This is a genomic window from Tautonia rosea (assembly GCF_012958305.1).
Lineage (GTDB): Bacteria > Planctomycetota > Planctomycetia > Isosphaerales > Isosphaeraceae > Tautonia > Tautonia rosea.
Genome location: NZ_JABBYO010000002.1, coordinates 286,529 through 311,580, shown reverse-complemented (window position 1 = coordinate 311,580; position 25,052 = coordinate 286,529). Strand labels below are relative to the sequence as shown.

Here is a 25,052-nt window from a genome sequence, read left to right as displayed (position 1 = left end):
GCCAGGCCGCCCCGCGAGCTTCGCTCGCGGACGCTCCCCGATCATCCCGAATCCTTGAACGTGAGGCGCTCGACGACCGTGGCAACCTCCGCCGCCGCCACCTGCTCGGCCTCGCCCATCTCGCGGATCCAGGGCACCCTGTGGTTCTGGATCCCGCGGAGGAGCTGGACGCCCGGCGTCGACTCCGCGGCGAGGTTCCGGCCCTCGATCCTGACCGTCTCCCCGTCGAACTTCAGCGTGATGCCCTCCGAGGGGTCGAAGATCACCTTGCGCAGCAGGGTGTAGTCGAAGGCGACGGAGCGCCCCTCCCTGAGCCGGAACTCGATCATGGTCGATCGCTCCCGCAGGCCCCTCAGCCAGCTGTAACATCCGAGGTCGTCGACCTGCGGGTCGTCGTCGTCGAGCGGGTCCCGGCCGGGGAGGATCGGCCCTCGGGTCCCCGAGTAGCGTTTCAGGATGCTATCGTTCATGCTCTTTCTCTCGTTCTCGCTTGGCGGCACGGATCAGGAGGCGGATATCGAGCTTCTTGCGCTGCTCCTCCCGCTCCCGGCGCCGGGACCGCAGCGACCGTCGGGCCATCCCGTTGGCGAGCAGGTCGCGTCCCATGAGCTGCTGTTCGGAACGCATGAGCGAGGCCCTCAGCGTGGCCTTGTCGTCGGTGTAGACCGTCGCCGCCTTGCGGCCCCGCGAGCAGCTGACGTAGAACTGCTCCCGCGATGTCGCCGCCAGCGAGGAGGCCGACTGGCCGACGAAGACCCGGTCGACCGTCTTGCCCTGCGCCGCGTGCGATGTGACGACATAGCCGTGGTCGATGTGGCCGTAGTCCCGGGCGACCTTCCAACCGTTCGCGAGCACGAGCGCACCGTCGGAGTCGAATCCGCGCACCCGGTGCAGGTCCCCGTTGTGCAGGGCGTGCCGCCGATCGGCGGTCGCCCCGTTCCGCGTGATGCGGATCATGTCCCCCGGGGCGAGCATGATGCTCCCCCGGTGGAACACCTCGAAGCGGCCTGCCAGCCCCGTCGGGGCGGGACCCGGACCGATCTGGAGCCGCTGCCCCCTGCGGAATCCCGGCGCGTTCTGGTGGAACTGGATCACGTCGCCGGGCTGGTACTCGGCGGGGTCGGCCTTCTCGGCGAGCGTGAGCTTCCTCGGGATGAGTACGGGGACGACGTGCGAGTCGCCGTCGAGGAGCCCTTCGGCGGACAACAATCGGCGGATCTCGCCCGTGATCCGGTCCTTCTCCAGGTGGGTCGGGGAGACCACGAGGGAAGATTCCCCGGCCCTGACGGCCTCCACGTAGTCCGAGGCGAGCAGACGGTACCTCTCGGCGTCGCCGATCTCGCGGATCCAGCCCAGCTCGTCGAGCCGATCGAAGCCCTCGCCGGCCCTGCCCTCGCCCATCGCGGCGATCGCCTCCCGATAGGCCCCGCGCTGGCGACGGATGTCGCGCACCTCGGCCGGCAGGATCCCGGCCTCCTCCTCCAGGAGGTGCAGCGGCGAGCCGCGTTCGACCGACTTGTGTTGACGCCTGTCCCCGGAGAGCACGACCCGCGCGTCGTTCCGCGCGGCGAGGTCGAAGACGCGGGCCATGGTCCTGGAGCCCAGCAGGCCGGCCTCGTCGATCCAGATGACCTGCCCTCGCGTCCGCGGCTGGACGGATCGATCGACGAGGAGGCGGGCGACCGTGTCCGCGGAGTCGAACCCCTCTCCCCGGAGCACGCCGCGGCTGGCCCCGGCCGTCGGGGCGAAGACGTGCACCTCCCTGCCCCCTTCGCGGATGCCTTCCGCGGCCTCCCGCATCAGGGTCGTCTTCCCGACGCCCGCTGCCCCCCGGATCATGATGACGCGGTCCCGGGAGCCGAGCACGTGTTGCACCGCCCGCCTCTGGTCCTCGTTCAGCCATTGCCTGGACGATGGCCGGGCCGGGTCTCCCAGCGGCTTCCGGGTCCCCCGTCCTGCCCTGGCGAATTCGACCATCCTTCTCTCCTCGGCCAGGATATCGGCCGTCGTCGCCATGCGACGGCCCTCGACCGTCCCCACGACAAGCCCCTCGGGCTTCGCCTGTCCGAGGATTTCTGCCACCGAGGCCCGCCCGACGGAATGTCGCAGCGCCTCGGCGAACAGCGTCCGCTCGGGGACGACCGATCGGCGTTCGAAGCAATGCTGGACGGCATGCTCCATCGCCTCGGCCGCGGCTCGGCCTTCGCGGTCCCCGGCGTGCGAGACGGCCGCCCTCGCGAGCCGATCCAGCCCGTCGCGATCCTCCGGCGTGATGCGGGATCGCCACTCGGAGAGGAGCAAGGACCCGGGCAGCTCCCTCGCCTTGCGTTCCCGGGTCCTGGCCCCGAGCCGGTCCTTGGACGCGTCGTCGCTGATCCCTTCCTCCCGGGCGACCCGTTCGATCACGTCGCGCCTGCGCGAGAAGGCCGCGATCACCCGTTCCGGGACGCCGTCGACTTCCCACCCCTTCCCGGCCCTCCTGATCGCGTACCCGTGCTCCGCGAGGAGGCGGGCCATGTGCGAGTGGAAGACGGCCTGGAAGTACGGAGCGTCACGCTTGATCCCGCGGAACTGGGCGGCCTTCCAGGCTCCCTCCTCGCGGTCCCAGGTGGCGTTGAACGCGAAGCAATGGGCGTGCAGGTGCGGGTCCGGTATCCCGTCCACGGGACGCGAGGTGAAGTGGAGGAACTCGCCCCAGACGAGGTTGCCGGTCGTGCGATCGGCGTCCTTGCGCCCCTTGCGGACCCTCGCCTGGGCCTCGGCCTCGATGTCGTCCATGGTCCGCCTGACCGCGGTGCGGAAGGCGTCCAGGATCCGACCCTCGCCGGTCAGGCCGTGGATCACCGAGACGCTCTTCGGCACGTGGAAATTGATGTCATATCCCACCGTGCGGCGGTCCTTGGTCCGCATCGTCAGCGCGGCCCCCGTCCGGGGATGGCGGTTGTCGCAGAGCGATTCCCAGTCGGCTCGGCCCACCTCGCCGTCGAGCCCGAGCAGGCGGGCCCCGCGGCCACGCCAGCGGCCGGCCAGCTCCTGTCCCTGGACGAAATAGTCCGCCGTGCTGTAGTAGCTCTTCGCCCCGGCGGCCGATCTGTTCTGGATGATTCGCAACATCCCCGATGCACCTAACAAACTGTCTGCCCGACCGAGAATGTGCTGCGCGTCTCGCGTCATCCGCCCCGACGTCGCACGGGGCCGATGTGCCAGGCTCGCCCCGCGTCCTCGCGGGGGATGTACCCAGACGTGCGACCCTATTTTCATTTTATGATTCGGTCAAGTTTTATCCTTGTATTTCACAATCTTGGCGTGTGGATTTGGTCCCGATCCGGGTCCTTTCGCCACCCGGTACCGGGGACGCTCGGGGTCGTGTCGTCGGTCCTGGAGGGGGCATGCCTGCGGCCTCCTCGTCGATTAGGGCGGGCCGGCGGCCGCGGGTGGTGATGCCCCTCCCCCCCACGCAGGACGGGCTTGATGGCTCGGCGTCGCGGGCGGCTCGATGGAGTTGCGTGCTCGTCGGTTCGGCCGGCTTGCCGGCTCTCGAATCCGTGCATCCGGCCGGACGCAGGCCGGTGGAGACGCCCGGGATCCGTCCTCCCCGTCGATGATGCGCCGCCCGGTCGGAGGGCTCCTCCCCCTCTCCTGCCCGGCGCGACGTGCGGCCCTGGTCATGTCACGCCTAAAGCCGCCGCCGGGCCGCGCAAGCGGGAAATCGGTTCCCCCGGAGGTCCCCCCAATTTCCCGCTTGCCCGGTCGCTGGCGCTCGCTCCGCCCCGGGCTGGGCGGCTTTCCTTGGGGTGACATCGGGCCGCGATGGTCGCGGCCGGGACCACGAAGAGAAGGAGAATCGCCATGTCTGACGGCAAGATCAACGAGAACGGCTCGAACGCCCCGAGCCACGTCGCCTACCAGGTCCGCGACCGGCAGGGGCGGAAGGGCTTCTGGACGCGGATCGGGAGCGCCTGGCCCCACGCCGACGGCCAGGGCTTCAACGTCCAGCTGGAGGTGGTGCCGCTCGACGGCCGCGTCACCCTCCGCGTCGCCTCCGAGAAGAAGGACTGACCGCAACATCAACCCGGGCGGGCCGGATGCCCGCCCCCCATCAGGAAGGAACCCGATCATGCAACACACCTACGATCATCAACCCGACCCCGTCGACCTCATCCGTCGGATCGACGAGCTGGAAGCCGGCTGCGACCCGGACTTCGACGCAGGGCTGGAGGAACTCGAGCGGGAGTTCGCCGAGCTGCGTCTCCGCTTCGGCGACGGCGCATAGGGGGTCGACGATGGATTACCGCAAGCTCATCCCCCCGGAGGCCGGCCATCGCGCCACGCGCGAGTCGGTCCGGCTCGACGCCCACGGCCGCCCGATGCGGGACGATCCGTCTCGTGGCGACGCTGGCCGGGAGTCGCTCGGCGCCGCCGATCACCACAGTCAAACCAATCATGGAGAAACCATCATGAACATCATCGCTGAAAACATCGAGCGTCACCGCAACGGCATCTGCGGCGCCCCGTTCCACGTCCTCATCTTCCGCGACCCGGAAGAGGGCGGGATGCTCGGGGTCGTGTTCGACAGCCCGGGCCACGTCGCGGTCTTCAACCTCGACAAGCTCGCCTGTGGCAGCATCGCCTTCGGGGTCAATTCCTGGCGCGGCGACCGCTACGAGCCGACCCTGAGGGCGGCCATCGCCCGCTGGGCCCGGGAGGAGCAATGCCATGGGTAATCGCGCCTGCGTCCTCTTCTTCGACCCCGAGCGCGTCTCGCCCACCGTGTACCTGCACTGGCACGGCGATGCCGTCCCGGCATGGCTGGAGGAGCTCAGGCACCTCATGTCAGGTCGAACCCGAGACGCTTCCTATGCCACGGCCCGGTTCGTCGGCATCTGCCACTCCCGGATCGCCGGCAATCTCAACCTCGGGATCACCTCGAACGGCCTCTCACCGTCAGACCTGAGGGACCGCGGCCTGCTGGCCGGGCTGAGCCCGGGCAATGCCGGGATCGTCGTGGTCGACACCGCGGATTTCCGCTGGGCGGCCTACGGCGGTTACCTGGCCAACCATCGCAATCAACCAACCCGAAAGGAGCAAGATCAATGACGGACAATCGACGCCGCGCGATGCGCATCGGACACATCCTCACCTGGTGCGCGGACTGGGATGCCGGCCGCGAAGGGCTCATCGACCTGCTCACCGACGCCCGCCACTGGTGTGACCGGCACGGCGAGTCCTACAAGCGGCTCGACCGCCTCGCTTCCGAGCACTACCTCGCGGAATCCCGGGCGTGCCTCGAAGCCGCCGAGCCCGAGGAGGACGAGGCGACCATCGACGTCCACAGAATCCTCGAGAGTCGCCGGCAGGTCGCCGCGATCTGGTCGGTCGAGGACGTGCTCGAGGTGCGCCCGGACCTGACGCCCGAGCAGGCCTGGGACGTCCTCCGATTGTGCCGGCGGAGCCACGACGCGAGCCTCGGCATCAACTGGGACGTCCTGAAGGTCGCCGCCGAGTGCCTCTATCCAGAACCTCAATCCAACCTCGACCAAGGAGCATCGCATGCATAGGACCGCCATCAATCCCTTCTACGCCGCCCGCCTCGAGCGGATCCAAACCCCTGTGACGACGACGCCGGGGCGCCCCGTCTACGCGCGGCTGCCGATCGCCCCGCGGAACGCGAGCCCCGTCCCGCACCTGACCAGCCTCTACCACTTCCATCGGGCCGGCGAGTATGGCGACCGGAAATGGCCGGGCAACTGCGGCGGCAACCTGATCAAGGACCTGCTGCTCTACTTCCGGCCAGGGTTGGTCTTCGACCCGATGACCGGCAGCGGCACGGCCCGCGACGTCTGTCGCGAGCTCGGCATCCCCTGCTTCGCCTTCGACATCCATCAGGGGTTCGACGCCTGCGACCCGCACGAGTTCCCGAGGGCGGACTCCTTCGACTTCATCTGGGCCCACCCGCCCTACTGGCGGCAGAAGCTCTACGCCGAGGACCCGAGGGACCTGTCCCGGTCCCCGACGCTGGCGCACTTCCTCCGGCGGTACAACCGGTTCGTCGTCAACTGCGCCGGGGCGCTGAGGCCCGGCGGGAAGCTCGCCATCCTCATGGGCGACTACAGCGACCGCGAGGCGGGATACGTCCCCCTCGTCTTCCACACCAAGCGACTGGCCTTCGCGGCCGGGCTCTCCCAGCATTGCACCGACATCATCCGGTTCAGCCACGGCGCCAGCAGCAGCCGGAAGGTCTATCGGTCCTGCTTCATCCCCGGCCTGCACGACGTCTGCATGATCTTCGAGAAAGCCAGCCAACTGACTCAACTCCAACCACGGAAAGGAAACTGCCCATGAAAAGGAAACCGCCGATGAATCGACTCGATACGCTCCTCGCCGACATCGCCCGTCGCCACCTCGACATCCCGACGCTCGAGTACCGACGGTCCGATCATCTCGACTTCCACGACGTGGCCGTCTGGTGCCTCGAGGACGCGCTCAGGGCGGCCTACGATGCCGGGCTCCGGCAGGCCGCGCAACCCGCAGGTCGTGCCGAGCCCGGCCTCCCGGCCCCGTTCGACGATTACGAGATCGGGCCCTGCCTCCGCTTCGAGGAGCCGGATAAGCCTGGCCACTTTCACTTCGAGCCGTGCGAGCCCCGCGATGCCGACGTCTGGACTCTCTACGGCCACGTGACCGGGGAGGGTGTCCACGCGATCGGCGACTTCGACGCTCGTGAGCATGCCGAGGAAGTCTTTGCCCGCATCACCGGCAGGCGCTACAACGACGTGACCGACGAAGGGCAATCGTCATGACCAGCAACCTCGACGAGATCCTCGACGACCTCTTCCACGCTAGAGGCAATTACGGCCCCGGTCAATTCCCGATTCGGCCACCCCGGCTGACGCCGGTCGCGTGCTCGCGGGATCCGCTCCCGCTGCCGTCCCTCGCGAGGACCGGCTGCGCCGCCCTCCCGCCCGCTGCTGGGCCCGAGGGGGTGATCCCCCGGTGCGGTCAAGGATGCCCTCGCGGCGTCCGAGGCGGTCTCCGCCCGGCCTTCCGCGCTCCGCTTGTGCAGGCCGGTGCCCCCCGCCTCGGCCGTCCCTGACCTCCCTCCCCCCGATGCCGGACTCGCCTTCGTCCCGGTTGAATGCCGCGCGCATTCATCCGGACACCACGAACGAGGGAGAGGACCCGATGCAGGCCACGCGATCCGACGTCTACATCCGCGTCACCGAAGCCATCGTCGCCGAGCTGGAGAAGGGCGTCCGCCCCTGGCTGAAGCCCTGGGACGCCGAGCACCTCGCCGGGCGAATCATGCGGCCGCTGAGGGTAAGCGGCGAGCCCTACAAGGGCGTCAACGTGCTGATGCTCTGGATGGCCGCCCAGGCGCGGGGCTTCACCTCGCCGACCTGGATGACCTTCAACCAGGCCAGGGCTTTGAAGGCTTGCGTCCGCAAGGGCGAGCGGGGAACGCTCGTCGTCTACGCCGACCGGCTGACCCGCACGGAGACCGCCGAGGATGGCGAGGAGACCGAACGCGAGATCACCTTCATGAAAGGCTACACGGTCTTCAACGTCGAGCAGATCGACGGGCTGCCCGGACGGTTCCGCGAATCACCCGCCCCCGAGCCGCTCGACGCCACGCTGCGTATCGAGGCGGCCGACCTCTACTTCGCGAACACCGGGGCCGACGTCCGCCACGGGGGGAACCAGGCCTACTACGCGGAGGACACGGACCACGTCCAGATGCCGCCCTTCGAGGCGTTCCGCGATGCGGAGGCCTACTGCGCCACCCTCGCCCACGAGCTGACCCACTGGACCAAGCACCCCACCCGGCTCGCCCGCGACTTCGGCCGCAAGCGGTTCGGGGACCCCGGCTATGCCCGCGAGGAGCTGGTGGCCGAGATCGGCGCCGCCTTCCTCTGCTGCGACCTGGACATCACCCCGGAGCCGCGGGCGGATCACGCCAGCTACCTCGCCCACTGGCTGGCGGTGCTGAAGGAGGACAACCGGGCCATCTTCCAGGCCGCCGCCCATGCCCAGCGTGCGGTGGACTACCTGCACGGCCTCCAGCCGGGTGAGGCGTTGACGAATCTTTAACTCGGACCTTCTATCGTTGCAGGCAGTACTCCTAAGTCGCTTGGGCCCGATCCGTTCGGGGCCTCTTATTCTTCGACATCCCCCCTCCTCGCCCCCCACCCACGAACGGCAGCGTCCGGTCCCCTCCGCCAGTCGACGCCGCGATCCTGCCCGGCCTCCGTGCGGCACGCTGGCCCCGCCGCCGTCCCGCGCAAGCTGCCAAGGCCGCTTTCCGCGGGCGGAAGCCTTCGGCCTTTCGCTTGCACGGGGCGCTCCGCCCGGCTGGCCCGGGGCCGACCTGCGAGCCGCGAGGCCGCGAGGGTCGCGGCCCGTCAACCCGATGGAGGAGGTACCCATGACTGACCAACTGACGACCACGGCCGCGAGGCGGCGGCGATACCACGAGATCCGTTGCGACGCCAGCCGGCTCGGCGACCGGATGGCCCATCTCGAGGAGCAGGCCCGCCGGGCCGGCCTCTTCGACGGGGCGTTTATCCCCGCCGATCCGAAGTACCACATCGAGGGCCGCGGCGACCGGCTGCTGGGCATCTACCACGCCCTGACCATCGTCGCCGAGCGGGCGAATTGCCGGATCAACCCGGAGGCACTGGAGGCCTTCCGGGCCGAGATCGAGGCCGCTGAGGCGACGCTGGCCGAGGAGTGGGCCCTGGAGCTCATGGACTCGGATTTCGAGCCAACGCCCCTTGCCTGAACCCGGACGGGGCCGGGCCCCCGTCCGGCCCCCGAACTTTCCCCCCTCGTCCCGTCTCCGCCCATCCGTACGGCCGACTGCTCCGGGCGACGCTCGCGAGCAGGCAATGTGCCCTTGAGCCAGCGAACTGACTGATTTCCAACCAGCAACGAATGGGTCTGTCAGACATCTTCCCTAAGCGGTGCTTAGGCCCTTTTTCACCGTGGAAACAGGATTTCATGACGGAAAGCCAGCAAGATTTCCTGCTGTCTCGATGGCCTTCTTTCTGTCTCGCAATTCGTCATCCCTTCCGCCATTCAGGCTTGATTTCGGGGCGACCGAAGCGGCGGTCTGCAAGAATGCTCGTTGGGCCGGTCCGAGAGTGCCACGCTATGACGCAAATTCGACCGGTCGAGTCGTCGGCCAGCCGGCCTGCATTCCGGAGCGCTGTCCGGCCGGCTCGATGTCCAGAGAGCATTCCAGCTTGCTTTCCTGAAAGACGTCTTTCATTCAGGATTGCCAGCCAGGTGAGCGTTCGGAACACTGACGCTCTTCATGGACATCTGACTTGTTGGCTTGCCATCCCGCTTTCCTGATGGATTTCCAGCGGGATTTCATGCAATCCAGCTTTCTTGATTTATGGGCAGCAGAAGCCGTGCTCCGCAATTCCGTCCGGTCGGACAGCTTGCAAGATTGCTTTCCCGCTTTCTTTCCATCAATCCAGCATTCTGTCCATCCAGCTTGTTTTGTCCGGGCGAGGATCAGTCACGCCTGATGGGCCGTATGTGGTAACTTCAAACTGGATGGAATGACATCTGGCTGACTTGCATTCTTTCTTTCAAGCTTGCTTTCTTGTGCCGCTTGAGGCTGCGGTCGCATTCGCAGCGGCCAGCTGGTGGCGGAGGTGGGATTGTCGTGCGGGGAGGTGCCGACGGAGGGTGTCCTTGCTTGCTGCTGTCTGTCTGTCTGTCTGTCTGTCTGGCTTGCATTCTTACCGGCTGGCTGGCTTGCCGGCCTGAAAGACTGGAGGACAGTCATCCTGATGCACATAATGCTTGCCAGCATAAAAATTATCGTTTATAAGATGGTTCATGATTATTGTAGTCGCAAATTCCAAGGGCGGAGTGGGGAAATCCACCCTGGCCGTCCACCTCGCCGCCTGGCTGGATAAGCAGGGCCACAGCGTCACGCTCGCGGATTGCGACACCCAGCAATCCTCGTCGGAATGGGTGCGCGAGGCCGTTCCGGGGGTGAGGGCGGTCCGCCTCGACAACCCCGACATGATCCTGAACGACCTCCCGCAGCTGGGCCAGGAGGCGGATTACGTGGTGGCGGATGGGCCGGGCAGCCAGACCGAGACGAGCCGGGCCTTGCTGCTCCGCGCCGACCTGGCCCTCGTGCCGTGCAAGGCGAGCATGCTGGAGGTCCGGGCCCTGGCCAAGGCGACCGACGTGCTCCGCCAGGCCCAGGACATCCGCGCGGGCCGGCCCGAGGCGGTCATCGTGCTCAGCATGATCGGCAAGAATTATCGTCTCACCAAGGACATGAAGGATGCGGCCGCCGCGTTGAATCTCCCGATGGCGAACCGTGCCCTGATCCTGCGTCAGGTCTACGCCGATGCCCCCGGGCAGGGATCCGTCGTCTGGAACCTCGGGGCACGTGCCAAGGATGCCGCCGCAGAGGTCGATCAGCTCTTCCGCGAGATCCTGCCGGACGCCGTCGCGCCCAAGGGCCGGAAGGCGGCCCTCGCCAAGAAAACAGCCGTCGCGTGAAGGAGGGAATCATGGCCGAGCGTCGCTCACTGATCGAGGGAATCAAGAATCCGAACCCGCCCGTCGACCCCGAGAAGGAGAAGGCGTTCGTCTTCCGGGACAAGAAGGATGCCAAGCCCGACGAGGGGGGGCCGCCGATGGCCGCGAACACATCCAGGACGCAGTCCAACCCATCGCGCGTCCCGCTGAGCACCCGGATCCGCGCCGACTTCGCCGCCGCGCTCAAGCGGGCATCGCTGGAACGCCAGCTCGAAGGCATCGAGCCCAACACGCTCCAGGACATCCTCGAGCAGGCCATCGAGCCCTGGCTGCGGGACAACGGCTACCTGAAGTGATGCAGGGACGGGGAGGGGGCCGCCCGACCCGCGGGCCCGGTCGATCTTTTCGATTGATGCGGGGCCCTTCCTGGGGTATCGTCCGCCCGATCAATGCAACGACACGCGAGCCATGACCAAACGCCTTCCCCCCCGGGGCGACCACCAGCCCGACCTCTTCGCCGCCAACTTCGCCGACATCCCGATCCGCGACCAGCGGGACACGATGGAGCGGCCGTTCTTCAGCCTGGCGAAGAAGCCCAGGTACAAGCCCATCGAATATCACGTCGGGGACGTCTGGGTCGAGGTCTCCGGCAATTCGAAGTTCGGCATGGCGACCATCTGGGACGCCGACATCCTGATCTGGGCCTCGACCCAGGTCACCGAGGCCCTGGACCGCGGCCGGACCCCCAGCCGGACCATCCACTTCCACCCGCACAACCTGCTCAAGTCGATCCGCCGGCCGACGGGGGGCGATCATTATCGGCGGCTCCGCGCCGCGCTGGAGCGGCTCACCCACACCGCCGTCCGCACGAACATCCGCGCCGAGGGCAAGAAGAAGGCCGCCTCGTTCCACTGGCTGGAGAGCTGGACCGAGGTCGTCGACGAAGATAGCGGCGAGACCACGGGCATGACCATGACCCTGCCCGACTGGCTCTTCGACGGGATCGTCATGAAGGGAGGGGTGCTGACCATCCACGAGGACTACTTCCTGCTCACCGGCGGGATCGAGCGTTGGCTCTACCGCGTCGCTCGGAAGCACGCCGGGCAGCAGGAGCATGGCTGGCTCTTCACCATGCGGCAGCTCTACGAGAAGTCCGGGTCGGCCTCCAGGTTCTCCGACTTCGCCATCGATGTCCGCAAGGTGGGCGCCGCCGATTCCCTGCCCGAGTACGCGATGACCCTGCACAAGAACGATGAAGGGGAGGAGGTCGTCCATTTCATGCGCCGCGAATTGCTCGCGATGGACGACCCGCGGTTCGAGTCGGCGAGACATCCGCGTCGGAGGATCGCTCGCGGCATCGGCTCCAAGGGATTGAAATTCCTGGAGGCCGAAGGCTAGGACGCACGGCCGATCGGGCGTAGGAGATGAGGGGAATCCCGGCCCGAACACGGCCGATTAGACGTAAATCTACTGTGAATTTGCCACAGGAACGCCTCAAAGTCGCGCAAGATCCAGGGTATCCATCGATTTCGCGTGCGGAAAGACGGAGAATAAGCGTCACGGCCTATCGGGCGCAACGGCGACCAATAATTCGATCTTAGCGTTCCCTGTGGATAAGTCGAATCTGCCCATAGGATTGACACGGCCGATCGGGCGCAGCATGTTCGGCCTATCGGGCGCAAGGGGGGTCGGCCAATTGGGCGCAAAGTCCCGGCCGATTAGGCGCACACATTGCCGAATTGTCCCGGCGAATCAGTGGGATGCAGGGGAGCTAACTGTGTAACTTTAAATATTATATAACTAACTTAACGTCCGGGGCCTGTGGACACCTTTCGCAAGTGCTTCGGACAACCACGAGAGGTGGGGGGAGAGGAGAGGGGAGGATTGGCATTCAGGAGGGAGAACTCGGGGCGGCCACTGCCCCATCTCGGCGCATCAGCACGTTGAACGTGGCTACGATTGGATTACCCGACCCAGGAAGAAATCGGGCAGGGCTCCGAGGATCGCCTCGTCGAGGCGTCGTGCATTCGCCCGGAACAGCCGCATGCCGGGTTGGCTGCTCGGATCTGCAGCGACCCACTGCAAGCCCCCATCGCGGTTGATCTGCAAGGAGCTGCCCTTCAGGGAACGGAGCAGGACGGAACGACCGACCAGGTGGATCCGACCCGGGAACGCCTGCCAGGCGGCGCCGACGGCCCAGAGACGGGTCAGCATGTTATGCAGGACTATCCGGAGCGGGCGGCCTGCACGCTCCTGGACTCGCTCCAGCAGCCGGATCCGTCGCCGAACGAAGCGGCGATTGTTCCCCCCCATGCAGTCGAAGCCGGTCGCCAGGCAATCTTGAGTCGGGTTGAGCCTGAGGTACTCGACCAACCAGTCCTGATGGACCCGGGAATCCTCCAGGTAGGTGTGGAAGATGGCCGGCAGGCCATTCGAGAGCGCGAACTCGGTGAACCGCTGGCCGACAGCACGGTTGTCCAGCCAGACCCGATGCTCGGAGTGCGGATAGGCCGACAGATTCGGGCCGATCAGGGCGCTGAATCCGAGTTGACCCACCGACCTCGCGAAGGGCGTCCCCACCCTCTGGGTGAACCGATTGAGCCAGACGTCCTCGGCCGAGACGACGAGGACCTTCGGCACGCCGAGAATCCCCCGGCTCGCGAGATACTCCCGACGGATTTCGCAACTCAGGCGTTGATCCCCGACCGCATTGCGGGCATAGACGCCGACCGCCGTCGGCCAGTGCTCGGCGAGGTCGATCTTCTCCCGGCCGAGGATGTGCGTCACTGCGGGCAGCCGGGGACGGGTCATGACCGGTGGGAGCGGCCTGGGGGCAACACCGCCGACGCGACCGACCTTCTCCGATTGCAAGGCCCAATAGCAGACCTCGTGACCGGGCTCGATGGGGATCTCGCACAGCTGATCCCAGGACTTGGCACACCAGCACTCACGAGGGCACGGGCTGCACTGACCCTGGAAGAGGCTCGGAGAACCGACAAGGTCGAGGGCCCGTTGCTTCTTCATCCCGTGACTCTCACGCGGATCGTGTGGTGGGCAATGTCCTCGACCACAGCAATGTAGCCTTCGCGGTCGAGGACGGACGAGACCCGCGACCGGAACGCAACGGGGACGAATCCGATAACCTGATCGAAGGCCCGCGCGGCGATCGCCCCGGCCTGCTCGCGGGAGAACACAACCTCCTGCCCGATCAGCAAGCGTGGCAGGAGTGCCAGGACAGGCTTCTCGAGCGCGAAGGAAAAGGAGGTGGTCTCGGTTGAGGGGGCGCCCGCTGTCGCGCCCCCTCCGCCTCCGAGTTCGGTCGAGAGTCCGAAGATATCCACTGCGCCGTCGGAACATCCGCCGCTCACCTTCGACCTCGGCGAGTTCTTGCCCACGATTCCTGTCTCCAGCCCGGGGATCGATCCGCCATTCGCCATGACAAACATCCTATCCGCCTCGAGCGAATACGTCAAACCGGACTCCCCGTATTGCCAGGACGAACAGCGTCGGGCAGAATGGGGCAGACGATGGCCGAAATGGAGCCTGGACGGGCCGGGGGACGGCAATGGCGCTGGCTGAGCGGATCCGGAAGACGCGCGAGGGGGCCGGGATGACCCTCGAACAGCTTGCGCGGGCGGCAGGGGTCTCGAAGACCTATCTCTGGGAGCTTGAGCAGGATACGGATGGGACGAAGAAGCCGTCCGCCGAGCTGCTCCTGAAGATCGCCAACGCCCTCTCGGTCACCCTGGCCGACCTGATGGGACTGCCATCGGTCAGGGCCGACAACCGGGCCGTCGAGATCAGCGACTCGCTCCGCGAGTTCATCGAGCGCATGAAGAAGCTCAAGATCGAGCTGACCGAGGTTGAGATCCGGGACCTGGCAACCACCCGGTTCCGCGGGGGGCAACCCAAGACCGCGGACGACTGGCACGACCTGTACCGCGTGCTGAAACGAACCGTAGCAGACGAGTAGGAGATAGGGCGCCGTGCCATTGCCTATCGCCGCGCTCCGGCATCCCGACGTCGTTGGCCTCCTGAGGGACACCGGAGAAGCCGATCCGACGCTCGCAATCCGCCGCAAGGTCGAGGGGGTGATCGAGCATCTGCGATGCTTCGGCGACCCGTCGCCGCCGCTCGACTTGCTGGTCCTCGTGAGCCTGCTGGGGATCCGGGTCAGCGACCGATCGCCGGCCCACAGCGAGGACGCCGAGATCGGCCCCGGGGAGGATGGCCGCCTGGAGCTGCGGTTGAACCGCGAGCGTCCCGAGGTCCGACGCCGGTTCAGCATCGGCCATGAGATCGGCCACACGTTCTTCCCCGGCTATGACCGATCGGTGAAGACCAGGAGGCCCAGGAAACGAGACTGGTCCGACCCGGAGGACGTCGTCGAGTACCTGTGCGACCGGGCCGCCTCGGAATTGCTGTTCCCGCTCCCCTGGTTCGCCGAGGACGTCGCGGGTCGTCCCCGGACCGCCGAGTCCCTGATCGCCCTCGCCGACGACTACAAGGCCTCTCGCGAGGCGATGCTGCGTCGGTATGCGGAAGTCCACGAGGAAGCCGTCGCCGTCGTCTTCCTGGAATGGAAGCTGAAGCCCACGCAGTCCAACGCCTGGCAGGGAGTGTCGGCCGGCGACATGCTCCTGGACATCGACCCCAGGGAGGAGGCGGAAGGACGCAAGCGGCTCCGCGTGGACTACGGGATCGTCAGCGATTGCTTCTCCGCGAGGTTCGCCCGCCACATCCCCGCGGACAAGTCCGTCGACACGGCGAGCGTCGCTTATCTTGCCGCGAGGAGCGGCCGCGGGAGCGATGCCGAGGAGTGGCTCGACCTCGGCAGCGTCCGGGGCAGGTTTCGGGTCAATGCGGTCCCGATCCCCACGCCCCCTGGTTCCCGAGGCCCGTCGGGCGAATCCATGGTCTCCCTGGTGCTCACGCCCCTCGAGCAGCAGAAGTCCCCGAGGCGTGCCACGCACAAACCCGGGTGGTTCTAGGCCGTCGAGGACCGGCTCCCGTACCCCTCCTGACGATCCAGCACGATTGCTGGTTGAATTATTTATTTCACTGACTAATATCCGTTTGAATTTAGGCGGTCGCGATCTGTCGAGCGGCTCGACCTGGAGATCAGCGAAACGACGAGGCGAACGACCGATGGCGATCAAGAAGTCCGAACTCTACTCCTCGCTCTGGTCGGGATGCGACGAGCTCCGCGGGGGCATGGACGCTAGCCAGTACAAGGACTACGTGCTGGTGCTGCTGTTCATCAAGTACATCAGCGACAAGTACGCGGGGATCCCCTACGCGCCGATCACCATCCCGCCGGGGGCCGGCTTCAAGGACATGGTCGCGCTGAAGGGCAAGAGCGACATCGGCGACCAGATCAACAAGCACGTCATCAAGCCCCTGGCGGATGCGAACCAGCAGCTCTCCCAGTCGGACTTCCCCGACTTCAACGACCCGACCAAGCTCGGCGACGGCAAGGAGCGGGTCGAGCGGCTGACGAACCTGATCGCCATCTTCGAGAACCCCGCCCTGAACTTCTCGAAGAACCGCGCCGAGGGGGACGACATCCTCGGCGACGCGTACGAATACCTGATGCGGCACTTCGCCACCGAGAGCGGCAAGAGCAAGGGCCAGTTCTACACCCCCGCCGAGGTCAGCCGCGTCATCGCCCAGATCATCGGCATCCACGACGCGAAGACCAGCGCGGCGACGACCGTCTACGACCCGACCTGCGGCTCGGGTTCGCTGCTGCTGAAGGTCGGCGACGAGGCCGGCACCTCCGTCACGCTCTACGGCCAGGAGAAGGACGCGGCCACGACCGGCCTGGCCCGCATGAACATGATCCTGCACAACTACCCGACCGCGCTCATCCTGCAGGGCAACACGCTGGCCGACCCGAAGTTCAAGGACGGCGAGGCGCTCAAGACCTTCGATTTCGTCGTCGCCAATCCCCCGTTCTCGGACAAGCGGTGGAGCACCGGCATCGACCCGGCCAACGACCCCTTCGACCGGTTCACCTCGTTCGGCGTCCCGCCGGCCAAGCAGGGGGATTTCGCGTACCTGCTGCACATCGTCCGGTCGCTCAGGAGCACGGGGCGAGGGGCCTGCATCCTGCCGCACGGCGTCCTCTTCCGGGGCAACGCCGAGGCGGATATCCGCAAGAACCTCGTCCGCAAGGGGTACCTCAAGGGGATCATCGGCCTGCCGCCGAACCTCTTCTACGGCACGGGGATCCCGGCCTGCATCGTCGTCGTCGACAAGAAGGACGCCCAGGCCCGCCGGGGCGTCTTCATGATCGACGCCAGCCAGGGCTTCATGAAGGACGGCCCCAAGAACCGCCTGCGGTCTCAGGACATCCACCGGATCGTCGACGTCTTCTCCCGGCAGCTCGAGATCCCACGCTATTCGCGCATCGTGCCATTCGACGAGATCGAGCGGAACGAGTTCAACCTGAACATCCCCCGCTACATCGACAGCCAGACCCCCGAGGATCTCCAGGACATCGAGGGCCACCTCAAGGGGGGCATCCCCGAGGCCGACATCGACGCCCTCGATCGCTACTGGGCCGTCTGCCCCACGCTCCGGAAGGCCCTGTTCAGGCCGAACCGGCCCGGCTACTTCGACCTCGCGGTGGACAAGGCCGCGATCAAGGCCGCCATCTTCGAGCACCCCGAGTTCGTCGCCTTCACCGCGAGCATGAACGCGCACTTCGACGCCTGGCGCGGCAAGAGCGCCGAGTCGCTCAGGCGGCTGGAGGCCGGGTTCCACCCCAAGGAGCTGATCACCACCCTCTCCGAGGACCTGCTCAATCATTACCACGGCCGGCCGCTCATTAACGCCTACGACGTCTACCAGCACCTGATGGACTACTGGGCGACGACGATGCAGGACGACTGCTACCTCATCGCCGCCGACGGCTGGAAGGCCGAGACCTATCGCATCATCGAGAAGGACAAGAAGGGCAAGGAGAAGGACAAGGGCTGGGCCTGCGACCTCGTGCCCAAATCACTGATCGTCGCCCGATTCTTCGCAGGCGAACAGTCCGAGATCGATCGCCTCCAGGCCGAGCTGGAGGGCGTCGCCGCCGAACTTGCCGAGCTGGAGGAAGAGCACGGTGGCGAGGAGGGGGCGTTCTCCACCCTGGAGAAGATCAACAAGGGGAATGTGACCGCGCGGCTCAAGGAGCTGGACGGCCTCTACGCCTCAAACGACGACGAGGAGGCGGATGAGGCGAGGGTGCTGAACGACTGGCTCCGCCTGAGCGGCCGGGAGGCGACCATCAAGAAGGAGCTGAAGGAGGCCGAGGCCGACCTCGATCGCAAGGCCTACGACAAGTACCCGACGCTAACCGTGGACGAGGTCAAGGCGCTCGTGGTCGACGACAAATGGCTCGCGACGCTCGATGCCGACATCCACGGCGAGCTGGACCGCGTTAGCCAGGGTCTCGCGCGTCGAGTGAAGGAACTGGGGGAACGCTACGAGTCGCCCATGCCCCGGCTCGTCGAGCGGGTCCACGAACTGGAGGCGAAGGTGAACGCCCACCTGCAACGCATGGGGTTCTCCGCATGAGCCAACGACCGACGTCACGGGATGAATCTGCCCAGGGAACGATCGCCGAATTGGCCGGCCGGATCGATTCCCTGAACCGCCAGGCGGTTGCGAAGTACACGCCGGTCGTCGAGGACATCCTCCGCTCGGGCTGCCGGGATGTCGCCCACATCGAGCGGACGCTCGACGGTCTGCTCGACTTCTGCGGGTATCCGCCCGTTGTCGAGCTGTACCGAAGCCTCTGCCGTTATTACTGGGCGATCGATCCCGAAGCGACGGGCCGCTATGTGAGATTCTTCCGGGAGATGTGGGATTCTGAGGAGAAGGCGGCTGCGGAGGGGACGCTGTGAGAAACGCTGTGCGGAAGCTCGAGATCCCTAGGGGTTACAAATACACGGAGGTAGGAATTCTCCCAGATGATTGGAAGGTGGTGATAGCACGTGATCTTGGGATGCCTGTTCGAGGTGGCTCCCCTCGGCCTGCTGGCGATCCGAGATTCTTCGATGGATCATATATTCCTTGGCTAACAGTCGCTGCGCTTACAAATATTCCAGAATCACGAATGATGGTATCTGAGACCGCTTCTTGCTTGACGGAGGAAGGGGCGTTGAGGAGTAGAACGCTTCTTCCGGGCACGTTGATTATTGCAAACAGTGGCGCGACCCTTGGCGTTGCAAAGATACTGGGAATCAAGTGCTGTGCGAACGACGGAATCGCAGCCATACTCAATCTGAAGAAGGGCGTATCAGCCGCCTATCTTGCACATTACATAAACACTCGCACAAATTACTTGAGAGATGTGGTCGCCACCGGAAACGGCCAGCCAAATCTCAACACCGAGTTAATCGGCAATTTCAAGATCCCACTTCCTCCCACACTGTCCGAGCAGGAGGCCATTGCGGAAGCGTTGAGCGATGCGGATGCCTCCATCGAATCGCTGGAGCAACTTATCGCCAAGAAGCGGCAGCTCAAGCAAGGGACCATGCAGGAATTGCTCACGGGCAAGCGCCGCCTGCCCGGCTTCAGCGGAGATTGGGAGACCAAACGATTCGACGAGCTATTCAGCGTCATCCGAAATGCCAGCAACTCAAGGAGCGAACTGACGGAGGAGGGTGATGTCGCCTATGTGCACTACGGCGACATTCACACGCATCAATCCGCTTTTCTGGACGTGAAATCGAAGCAAACCTATATCTCGCGCGATCACGTCCTGTCGGTGCCACGGCTCGCAAATGGCGATTTGTTGATGGCTGACGCCTCGGAAGACACCGAGGCGATCGGCAAGGCCGTGGAAATAGTCGGCTTGAACGGAACCGAGGCCGTCGGAGGGCTCCACACAATGGTTCTCCGGCCGAAAGGAAACGCACTTGTCGACGGTTTCAAAGGATACATCCAGTTTATACCGATGGTTCGTTCGGCGCTCGTCCGTTTGGCAACCGGCGTTTCCGTGTATGGCGTTACAAAGTCGGGAGTCAGAGCGATCGAAGTCAAGATTCCCGACCCGGATGAGCAGGCCGCCATCTCAACGATTCTGAGAGAAATGGATGAGGGCATCGACTGTTTAGAGGATAAGCTCGCCAAGGCCCGGTGCCTCAAGCATGGCATGATGCAGGAGTTGCTGACGGGGAGGGTGCGGCTGGTATGAAGGAGAGCCAGAACACCGAATGGAAAGAATCCTGGCGGGACGAATACCTCAAGTGGCTCTGCGGCTTCGCCAACGCCGAGGGCGGTGTCCTGGTCATCGGTCGAGACGACAAAGGAACGGCGGTCGGGGTGAAGGACGCGAAGAAGCTGCTGGAGGATCTGCCGAACAAGATCCGCGACGTGCTCGGCATCATGGCCGACGTGCGGCTCGTCCCGGACGGCGGCAAGGAACTGATCGAGATCCGCGTCGATCCCTACCCGTACCCGGTCAATTACAAGGGCGAGTACCACTACCGATCCGGCAGCACGAAGCAGGAGCTCAAGGGGGCCGCCCTCGACAAGTTCCTGCTCCGCAAGCAGGGCCGCACCTGGGACGGCGTGCCCGTCCCGGATGCCACTGTCCGCAGCCTGTCGAAGGACGCGCTCGACGCGTTCCGCGCGCGGGCGAGCCAGAGCCAGCGCATGACGGCCGCCGACCTGAAGGAGTCGAAGTCCGGGCTGGTCGAGAAGCTGCACCTCACCGACGGCAAGTACCTGAAGCGGGCGGCCGTGCTGGCCTTCCACCCCGAGCCTGAACGCTTCGTCACCGGGGCCTACGTGAAGATCGGCTTCTTCCGCACCAACGACGACCTGCTCTACCACGACGAGGTCCACGGCGACCTGTTCACCCAGGTCGGCCGCACCATGGACCTGCTGCTCACGAAGTACCTGAAGGCCGCGATCACCTACCGGGGCATCCAGCGGGTCGAGACGTTCCCCGTGCCCGAGCCGGCGCTGCGCGAGGCGATCCTGAACGCGATCATCCACAAGGACTATGCCACCGGCGTGCCGGTGCAGATCAGCGTCTACGCCGACAAGCTCATGGTCTGGAACCCCGGCCAGCTCCCCCAGGATTGGACGGTCGAGAAGCTCAAGGCCAAGCACGCCTCGCTCCCCTATAACCCGGGCGTCGCCAACGTCTTCTTCCGCGCCGGGGAGATCGAGGCCTGGGGCCGCGGGGTCGAGCGGATCCTCGCCGCCTGCCGCGAGGCCCGATTCCCCGAGCCCGTCATCGAGCAGGAGGCGACGGGGCTCTGGATCCAGTTCCCGTTCTCGCCCGAGATCGTCGAGCGTACGGCCGCCGGGCTGGCTCCCGAGGCCGCCAATGATCGAACTAGGGAGAAACCTAGGGAGAAAACTAGGGAGAAACTGCTCCGGCTCGTGAAGGGCGACCCCACCGTCTCCACCGAAGCGTTGGCGACCGCGCTCGGGATCACGCCAAAGGGGGTCGAATGGCAGATCAAGCGGCTGAAGGCGGATGGACTCCTGACGCGAGTCGGCGCCGATAAAGGCGGGCACTGGGAGGTGAGTGAATGAGTACCATCGGCCAACCCGAACGCGCCACCCAGGACCGCGTCATCGCCCTGTTCCGCGACGAGCTGGGCTATCGCTATCTCGGCGACTGGTCCGACCGCGACGGCAATTCCAACGTCGAGGAGTCCCTGCTCTCCGCCTTCCTCACGAAGTCCGGCTACTCTCCCGAGCAGATCGGCGCGGCGCTCTACCGGCTCCGTACCGAGGCCGACAACGGCAGCCGGAGCCTCTATCAGAACAACCAGAAGGTCTACGAGCTGCTGCGCTACGGCGTCGACGTGAAAGTCGAGGCCGGCAAGGTCACGGACAAGGTCCGCCTGATCAACTGGGCCAACCCCGGGGCGAACGACTTCGCCATCGCCGAGGAGGTTACCCTGCGCGGCGGTCGCGAGCGGCGTCCGGACCTGGTGCTCTACGTCAACGGCATCGCCGTCGGCGTGATCGAGCTCAAGAACAGCCGGGTCTCGATGAGCGAGGGCATCCGCCAGAGCCTCTCCAACCAGCAGCCCGAGTTCAATGCCGGCTTCTTCTCCACCGTCCAGTTCCTCTTCGCCGGCAACGACTCCGAGGGCCTCCAGTACGGGACCGTCGGCACCCAGGAGAAGTATTTCCTGAAGTGGAAGGAGGACGAGCAGGACAATTCGCGGTTCAAGCTTGACAAGTACCTGCTGAAACTCTGCGCCAAGGATCGCCTAATCGAATTGATGCATGATTTTGTGCTCTTCGACGGCGGCGTGAAGAAGCTCCCCCGGGTCCACCAGTATTTCGGCATCAAGGCCGCCCAGGAGCACGTCCGGGCCCGCAAGGGCGGGATCATCTGGCACACCCAGGGCAGCGGCAAGAGCATCGTCATGGTGCTGCTGGCCAAGTGGATCCTGGAGAACAACCCGAACGCCCGCGTGGCGATCATCACCGACCGCGACGAGCTGGACAAGCAGATCGAGCGGGTCTTCTCCGAGGCCGGCGAGTCGATCGAGCGCACCGGCAGCGGCCGGGAGCTGCTCCGCCTGCTCGGCCAGGCCCGGCCGCGCCTGCTCTGCTCACTCGTCCACAAGTTCGGCAAGAAGGACGTGGACGACTTCGACGCCTTCATCAAGCAGCTCGAAGGCGAGCCGAGCAGGACGGTGGGCGAGGTGTTCGTCTTCGTCGACGAGTGCCACCGGACCCAGGGCGGCAAGCTCCACCGGGTGATGAAGGCGATCATGCCCAACGCGGTCTTCATCGGCTTCACCGGGACGCCCCTGCTGAAGAAGGACAGGGCGACCAGCCTGGAGGTCTTCGGCGGCTACATCCACACCTACAAGTTCAGCGAGGCCGTGGAGGACGAGGTGGTGCTCGACCTCGTCTACGAGGCCCGCGACATCGACCAGAGGCTCGGCTCCCAGGACCGGATCGACGCCTGGTTCGACGCCAAGACACGCGGCCTGAACGACTGGCAGAAGGACGAGCTGAAGAAGAAGTGGGGGACGATGCAGACCCTCCTCAGCTCCCGGTCGCGGATGGAGAAGGTCGTCAGCGACATCCTCTTCGACTTCAGCGTCCGGCCCCGACTCTCGAACGATCGCGGCAACGCCATCCTCGTCGCCTCCAGCATCTTCGAGGCGTGCAAGTATTTCACGCTTTTCCAGAAGACCCCACTGAAGGGCAAGTGCGCCCTGGTCACCTCCTATAACCCTCAGACCCAGGACGTGACGAAGGAGGAGACCGGCGCGAACACCGAGACCGACAAGCAGTTCATCTACAACACCTACATCGAGCTGCTCGGGGACGTCGAGGCCGCCGGCGGCCGCTCGAAGACCGAGGCCTACGAGGAGCGGGCCAAGTCCCTGTTCGCACGCGAGCCGGCGAACATGAAGCTCCTGGTCGTGGTCGACAAGCTGCTGACCGGCTTCGACGCACCCCCGTGCACGTACCTCTACATCGACAAGTCGATGCAGGACCACGGCCTGTTCCAGGCCATCTGCCGCACGAACCGGCTCGACGGCGAGGACAAGGACTTCGGCTTCATCGTCGACTACAAGGACCTGTTCAAGAAGGTCGAGAAGGCCATCGCCGTCTACACCTCCGAGCTGGACAACAGCGCCGGCGGCACCGACCCGGAGATCCTGATCCACGACCGCCTCGAGAAGGGGAGTCAGCGGCTCGACGAGGCCCTGGAGGCGCTCGCCCTGCTCTGCGAGCCGGTCGAGCCCCCCAAGGGGGAGCTGGAGCACATCCACTACTTCTGCGGCAACACCGAGATCCCGACCGACCTGCAGGAACGGGAGCCCCAGCGTGCCACGCTCTACAAAGCGACCGCGTCCCTGGTGAGGGCGTACGCCAACATCGCCGACGAGCTGGAGGCCGCCGGCTACGGCCCGGCGGACATCGCCCGCATCAAGCAGCGGCTGGAGCACTTCGTCAACCTGCGCGAGATCGTCCGCAAGGCCAGCGGCGAGAGCCTCGACCTGAAGGCCTACGAGGCCGACATGCGGCACCTGATCGACACCTACATCGAGGCCGACGAACCCCGCAAGATCTCCCCCTTCGACGGGATGGGGCTGCTGGAGCTGATCGTCAAGACCGGCATCGCCAACGCGATCGCCTCGCAGCTGGGCGGGCTCAAGGGGGACAAGAACGCGATCGCCGAGACGATCGAGAACAACGTCCGCCGCAAGATCATCAAGGAGCACCTCAACGACCCGGCGTTCTTCGAGAAGATGTCCGCGCTCCTGGACGAGATCATCGCCGCCCGGAAGGCCAGGGCCGTCGAGTACGAGGAATACTTGAAGCGCATCGCCGAGTTGGCGAAGAAGGTCGAGGCCGGCCAGGGCGAGGACACCCCCGCGGCTTTGGACACCCCGGGCAAGCGGGCCCTCTACAGCAACCTGAACCAGGACGAGGGGCTGGCGCTCCGCATCGACGAGGCGGTGAAGGCGAAGCGGCCCGACGGCTGGCGGGGGGTCGAGCCCCGCGAGAAGGTCATCAAGATGGCCCTCTACGATATCCTGAAGGACTTCGGGGAAGTCGAGCGCATCTTCCTCATCATCGAGGCGCAGAGGGAATACTGATGGGTATGGAGATCCGACTCGGCGACATCGCGGTGGACGTGGAGCTCAAGGACATCAAGAACGTCCACCTGAGCGTCTACCCCCCGACCGGCCGGGTCCGGATCGCCGCCCCCTCGCGCATGAGCCTGGACACCATCCGCGTCTTCGCCATCTCCAAGCTCGGGTGGATCAAGCGCCAGCAGGCCAAGATCCGCTCGCAGGAACGCGAGACGCCGCGCGAATTCATCGACCGCGAGAGCCACTACCTCTGGGGCAGGCGTTACCTGCTCGAGGTGTTTGAGCGGAATGCCCCTCCGGCCATCGAGGTGAAGCACAACCGATTGATCCTGGGAGTCCGACCCGGGACCTCCGAAGCGCGGAGAGGGGAGATCGTCGAAGACTGGTATCGCGAGCAGCTCAGGGCCGCTGCCGTGCCGCTCGTCGCGAGGTGGGAGCCCATCCTGGGCGTGCGGGCCAATCGCGTCTTCGTCCAGCGGATGAAGACCAAGTGGGGCGGTTGCAACCCCAGGACGCGGAACATCCGCCTGAACACCGACCTCGCGAAGAAACCACGCGGCTGCCTCGAGTACATCGTTGTCCACGAGCTGGTGCACCTGATCGAGCCGACGCACAACCCCCGGTTCGTCTCCATCATGGACGCCCACATGCCCCAGTGGCGGTCACTGCGCGATCAACTCAACCGACTCCCCGTGCGGCACGAGGAGTGGGGATACTGAGCTTGGGAACTTGTGGCCCATGGCCTATCACCAGGCCCTCCGAACTTCCCCCTCGTGTTTGACGGGAGTTGTCGGAATTCCTCGACGACCTGCGGCAAGAGTGAGCAAGGGTTCCCGAAAGCGCTCACATCGTCCTGCCTGACATCGTTGCGTGAGTAACCTACGTTTCGAGAAGGGAAGACCGAACGCGGCGCGTATTCAGGCACCGATCAGGCCGGCGCCCCGCCGCAAT

At 65.6% G+C, this 25,052-nt stretch carries 24 protein-coding genes; 20 read left to right on the top strand and 4 right to left on the bottom strand.

Annotation, left to right across the window (positions count from 1 at the left end):
* Nucleotides 1-41: 41 nt before the first annotated feature.
* Together HG800_RS04055 and mobF are read right to left on the bottom strand one after the other, a co-directional pair.
* Entirely contained in the window at nucleotides 42-470 is a 429-nt protein-coding gene (locus HG800_RS04055; protein ID WP_169974008.1) for a hypothetical protein, read from the bottom strand.
* A complete protein-coding gene (gene mobF, locus HG800_RS04050) occupies nucleotides 460-3,114 on the bottom strand; it encodes a MobF family relaxase (protein ID WP_169974006.1) in 2,655 nt (884 codons plus the stop codon). Before mobF ends, HG800_RS04055 begins: the two co-directional genes overlap by 11 nt.
* A gap of 735 nt (nucleotides 3,115-3,849) precedes the next feature.
* Between mobF and HG800_RS04045 the strand changes: the two genes are divergently transcribed.
* The 12 genes from HG800_RS04045 (at nucleotide 3,850) to HG800_RS03990 (ending at nucleotide 11,907) form a co-directional block, all read left to right on the top strand.
* Nucleotides 3,850-4,059, top strand: a complete 210-nt coding sequence (locus tag HG800_RS04045; RefSeq protein WP_169974004.1) for a hypothetical protein — start codon at nucleotides 3,850-3,852, stop codon at nucleotides 4,057-4,059.
* 58 nt (nucleotides 4,060-4,117) lie between these two features.
* Entirely contained in the window at nucleotides 4,118-4,273 is a 156-nt protein-coding gene (locus tag HG800_RS04040) for a hypothetical protein (RefSeq protein WP_169974002.1), read from the top strand.
* Between the two features lie 10 nt (nucleotides 4,274-4,283).
* On the top strand, nucleotides 4,284-4,724 hold the full coding sequence (locus HG800_RS04035; protein ID WP_169974000.1) for a hypothetical protein: 441 nt from the start codon (nucleotides 4,284-4,286) through the stop codon (nucleotides 4,722-4,724).
* Complete coding sequence (locus tag HG800_RS04030; protein WP_169973998.1) at nucleotides 4,717-5,097, top strand: hypothetical protein; 381 nt, start codon at nucleotides 4,717-4,719, stop codon at nucleotides 5,095-5,097. Before HG800_RS04035 ends, HG800_RS04030 begins: the two co-directional genes overlap by 8 nt.
* Nucleotides 5,094-5,558: a hypothetical protein gene (locus HG800_RS26895; RefSeq protein WP_206352119.1), complete on the top strand. Its 465-nt coding sequence runs from the start codon at nucleotides 5,094-5,096 to the stop codon at nucleotides 5,556-5,558. The genes HG800_RS04030 and HG800_RS26895 overlap by 4 nt, the downstream gene beginning before the upstream one ends.
* Nucleotides 5,551-6,342 carry a hypothetical protein gene (locus HG800_RS04020; RefSeq protein ID WP_169973996.1) on the top strand — a complete coding sequence of 264 codons (792 nt, stop codon included), beginning with the start codon at nucleotides 5,551-5,553 and terminating at the stop codon, nucleotides 6,340-6,342. The genes HG800_RS26895 and HG800_RS04020 overlap by 8 nt, the downstream gene beginning before the upstream one ends.
* 14 nt (nucleotides 6,343-6,356) lie before the next feature.
* Nucleotides 6,357-6,800 carry a DUF6900 domain-containing protein gene (locus HG800_RS04015; RefSeq protein WP_169973522.1) on the top strand — a complete coding sequence of 148 codons (444 nt, stop codon included), beginning with the start codon at nucleotides 6,357-6,359 and terminating at the stop codon, nucleotides 6,798-6,800.
* A 382-nt stretch (nucleotides 6,801-7,182) separates the two neighbouring features.
* Nucleotides 7,183-8,088, top strand: coding sequence for an ArdC family protein (locus tag HG800_RS04010; protein WP_169973994.1), 906 nt, complete (start codon nucleotides 7,183-7,185; stop codon nucleotides 8,086-8,088).
* A gap of 334 nt (nucleotides 8,089-8,422) precedes the next feature.
* Nucleotides 8,423-8,779, top strand: a complete 357-nt coding sequence (locus HG800_RS04005; protein WP_169973993.1) for a hypothetical protein — start codon at nucleotides 8,423-8,425, stop codon at nucleotides 8,777-8,779.
* Nucleotides 8,780-9,849: 1,070 nt separating this feature from the next.
* The gene (locus HG800_RS04000; RefSeq protein WP_169973991.1) at nucleotides 9,850-10,530 is read left to right on the top strand and encodes a division plane positioning ATPase MipZ; all 681 of its coding nucleotides are present in this window, start codon (nucleotides 9,850-9,852) and stop codon (nucleotides 10,528-10,530) included.
* 11 nt (nucleotides 10,531-10,541) lie between these two features.
* Nucleotides 10,542-10,865 carry a hypothetical protein gene (locus HG800_RS03995; RefSeq protein ID WP_169973989.1) on the top strand — a complete coding sequence of 108 codons (324 nt, stop codon included), beginning with the start codon at nucleotides 10,542-10,544 and terminating at the stop codon, nucleotides 10,863-10,865.
* Nucleotides 10,866-10,977: 112 nt separating this feature from the next.
* Nucleotides 10,978-11,907 carry a replication initiator protein A gene (locus HG800_RS03990; RefSeq protein ID WP_169973987.1) on the top strand — a complete coding sequence of 310 codons (930 nt, stop codon included), beginning with the start codon at nucleotides 10,978-10,980 and terminating at the stop codon, nucleotides 11,905-11,907.
* Nucleotides 11,908-12,462: 555 nt separating this feature from the next.
* On the opposite strand, the gene HG800_RS03985 is transcribed toward HG800_RS03990, so the two are convergent.
* Together HG800_RS03985 and HG800_RS03980 are read right to left on the bottom strand one after the other, a co-directional pair.
* Nucleotides 12,463-13,533 (bottom strand): hypothetical protein, encoded by a 1,071-nt coding sequence (locus tag HG800_RS03985; protein WP_169973985.1) that lies wholly within the window; start codon nucleotides 13,531-13,533, stop codon nucleotides 12,463-12,465.
* Nucleotides 13,530-13,955 (bottom strand): hypothetical protein, encoded by a 426-nt coding sequence (locus HG800_RS03980; RefSeq protein WP_169973983.1) that lies wholly within the window; start codon nucleotides 13,953-13,955, stop codon nucleotides 13,530-13,532. The genes HG800_RS03985 and HG800_RS03980 overlap by 4 nt, the downstream gene beginning before the upstream one ends.
* Nucleotides 13,956-14,074: 119 nt before the next feature.
* On the opposite strand from HG800_RS03980, the gene HG800_RS03975 reads away from it, so the two are divergent.
* The 8 genes from HG800_RS03975 to HG800_RS03940 all read left to right on the top strand — a co-directional run bounded on the left by HG800_RS03975 (nucleotide 14,075) and on the right by HG800_RS03940 (nucleotide 24,820).
* Nucleotides 14,075-14,482, top strand: a complete 408-nt coding sequence (locus HG800_RS03975) for a helix-turn-helix domain-containing protein (RefSeq protein ID WP_169973981.1) — start codon at nucleotides 14,075-14,077, stop codon at nucleotides 14,480-14,482.
* A 13-nt stretch (nucleotides 14,483-14,495) separates the two neighbouring features.
* Nucleotides 14,496-15,500, top strand: a complete 1,005-nt coding sequence (locus HG800_RS03970) for an ImmA/IrrE family metallo-endopeptidase (protein WP_169973979.1) — start codon at nucleotides 14,496-14,498, stop codon at nucleotides 15,498-15,500.
* Nucleotides 15,501-15,657: 157 nt separating this feature from the next.
* A complete protein-coding gene (locus HG800_RS03965; RefSeq protein ID WP_169973977.1) occupies nucleotides 15,658-18,078 on the top strand; it encodes a type I restriction-modification system subunit M in 2,421 nt (806 codons plus the stop codon).
* Complete coding sequence (locus HG800_RS03960; protein WP_169973975.1) at nucleotides 18,075-18,407, top strand: hypothetical protein; 333 nt, start codon at nucleotides 18,075-18,077, stop codon at nucleotides 18,405-18,407. The genes HG800_RS03965 and HG800_RS03960 overlap by 4 nt, the downstream gene beginning before the upstream one ends.
* A 101-nt stretch (nucleotides 18,408-18,508) precedes the next feature.
* Nucleotides 18,509-19,702, top strand: a complete 1,194-nt coding sequence (locus HG800_RS28140) for a restriction endonuclease subunit S (protein WP_169973973.1) — start codon at nucleotides 18,509-18,511, stop codon at nucleotides 19,700-19,702.
* Nucleotides 19,699-21,057 carry an ATP-binding protein gene (locus tag HG800_RS03950; protein WP_169973971.1) on the top strand — a complete coding sequence of 453 codons (1,359 nt, stop codon included), beginning with the start codon at nucleotides 19,699-19,701 and terminating at the stop codon, nucleotides 21,055-21,057. The genes HG800_RS28140 and HG800_RS03950 overlap by 4 nt, the downstream gene beginning before the upstream one ends.
* Entirely contained in the window at nucleotides 21,054-24,104 is a 3,051-nt protein-coding gene (locus HG800_RS03945) for a type I restriction endonuclease subunit R (RefSeq protein WP_169973970.1), read from the top strand. The genes HG800_RS03950 and HG800_RS03945 overlap by 4 nt, the downstream gene beginning before the upstream one ends.
* A complete protein-coding gene (locus tag HG800_RS03940) occupies nucleotides 24,104-24,820 on the top strand; it encodes a M48 family metallopeptidase (RefSeq protein ID WP_169973968.1) in 717 nt (238 codons plus the stop codon). Before HG800_RS03945 ends, HG800_RS03940 begins: the two co-directional genes overlap by 1 nt.
* Nucleotides 24,821-25,052 lie beyond the last annotated feature (232 nt).

Excerpts from the sequence above, each read along its gene's own strand:
- HG800_RS04000 (WP_169973991.1), top strand. The coding sequence starts at position 9,850 with ATGATTATTGTAGTCGCAAATTCCAAGGGCGGAGTGGGGAAATCCACC.
- HG800_RS04020 (WP_169973996.1), top strand. The coding sequence starts at position 5,551 with ATGCATAGGACCGCCATCAATCCCTTCTACGCCGCCCGCCTCGAGCGG.
- HG800_RS03980 (WP_169973983.1), bottom strand. The coding sequence starts at position 13,955 with ATGTTTGTCATGGCGAATGGCGGATCGATCCCCGGGCTGGAGACAGGA.
- HG800_RS03985 (WP_169973985.1), bottom strand. The coding sequence starts at position 13,533 with ATGAAGAAGCAACGGGCCCTCGACCTTGTCGGTTCTCCGAGCCTCTTC.
- HG800_RS03950 (WP_169973971.1), top strand. The coding sequence starts at position 19,699 with ATGAAGGAGAGCCAGAACACCGAATGGAAAGAATCCTGGCGGGACGAA.
- HG800_RS26895 (WP_206352119.1), top strand. The coding sequence starts at position 5,094 with ATGACGGACAATCGACGCCGCGCGATGCGCATCGGACACATCCTCACC.
- mobF (WP_169974006.1), bottom strand. The coding sequence starts at position 3,114 with ATGTTGCGAATCATCCAGAACAGATCGGCCGCCGGGGCGAAGAGCTAC.
- HG800_RS03945 (WP_169973970.1), top strand. The coding sequence starts at position 21,054 with ATGAGTACCATCGGCCAACCCGAACGCGCCACCCAGGACCGCGTCATC.
- HG800_RS04045 (WP_169974004.1), top strand. The coding sequence starts at position 3,850 with ATGTCTGACGGCAAGATCAACGAGAACGGCTCGAACGCCCCGAGCCAC.
- HG800_RS04010 (WP_169973994.1), top strand. The coding sequence starts at position 7,183 with ATGCAGGCCACGCGATCCGACGTCTACATCCGCGTCACCGAAGCCATC.
- HG800_RS04040 (WP_169974002.1), top strand. The coding sequence starts at position 4,118 with ATGCAACACACCTACGATCATCAACCCGACCCCGTCGACCTCATCCGT.
- HG800_RS03975 (WP_169973981.1), top strand. The coding sequence starts at position 14,075 with ATGGCGCTGGCTGAGCGGATCCGGAAGACGCGCGAGGGGGCCGGGATG.
- HG800_RS03995 (WP_169973989.1), top strand. The coding sequence starts at position 10,542 with ATGGCCGAGCGTCGCTCACTGATCGAGGGAATCAAGAATCCGAACCCG.
- HG800_RS04055 (WP_169974008.1), bottom strand. The coding sequence starts at position 470 with ATGAACGATAGCATCCTGAAACGCTACTCGGGGACCCGAGGGCCGATC.
- HG800_RS03990 (WP_169973987.1), top strand. The coding sequence starts at position 10,978 with ATGACCAAACGCCTTCCCCCCCGGGGCGACCACCAGCCCGACCTCTTC.
- HG800_RS03960 (WP_169973975.1), top strand. The coding sequence starts at position 18,075 with ATGAGCCAACGACCGACGTCACGGGATGAATCTGCCCAGGGAACGATC.
- HG800_RS03940 (WP_169973968.1), top strand. The coding sequence starts at position 24,104 with ATGGGTATGGAGATCCGACTCGGCGACATCGCGGTGGACGTGGAGCTC.
- HG800_RS04005 (WP_169973993.1), top strand. The coding sequence starts at position 8,423 with ATGACTGACCAACTGACGACCACGGCCGCGAGGCGGCGGCGATACCAC.
- HG800_RS04030 (WP_169973998.1), top strand. The coding sequence starts at position 4,717 with ATGGGTAATCGCGCCTGCGTCCTCTTCTTCGACCCCGAGCGCGTCTCG.
- HG800_RS28140 (WP_169973973.1), top strand. The coding sequence starts at position 18,509 with ATGCCTGTTCGAGGTGGCTCCCCTCGGCCTGCTGGCGATCCGAGATTC.
- HG800_RS04035 (WP_169974000.1), top strand. The coding sequence starts at position 4,284 with ATGGATTACCGCAAGCTCATCCCCCCGGAGGCCGGCCATCGCGCCACG.
- HG800_RS03965 (WP_169973977.1), top strand. The coding sequence starts at position 15,658 with ATGGCGATCAAGAAGTCCGAACTCTACTCCTCGCTCTGGTCGGGATGC.
- HG800_RS04015 (WP_169973522.1), top strand. The coding sequence starts at position 6,357 with ATGAATCGACTCGATACGCTCCTCGCCGACATCGCCCGTCGCCACCTC.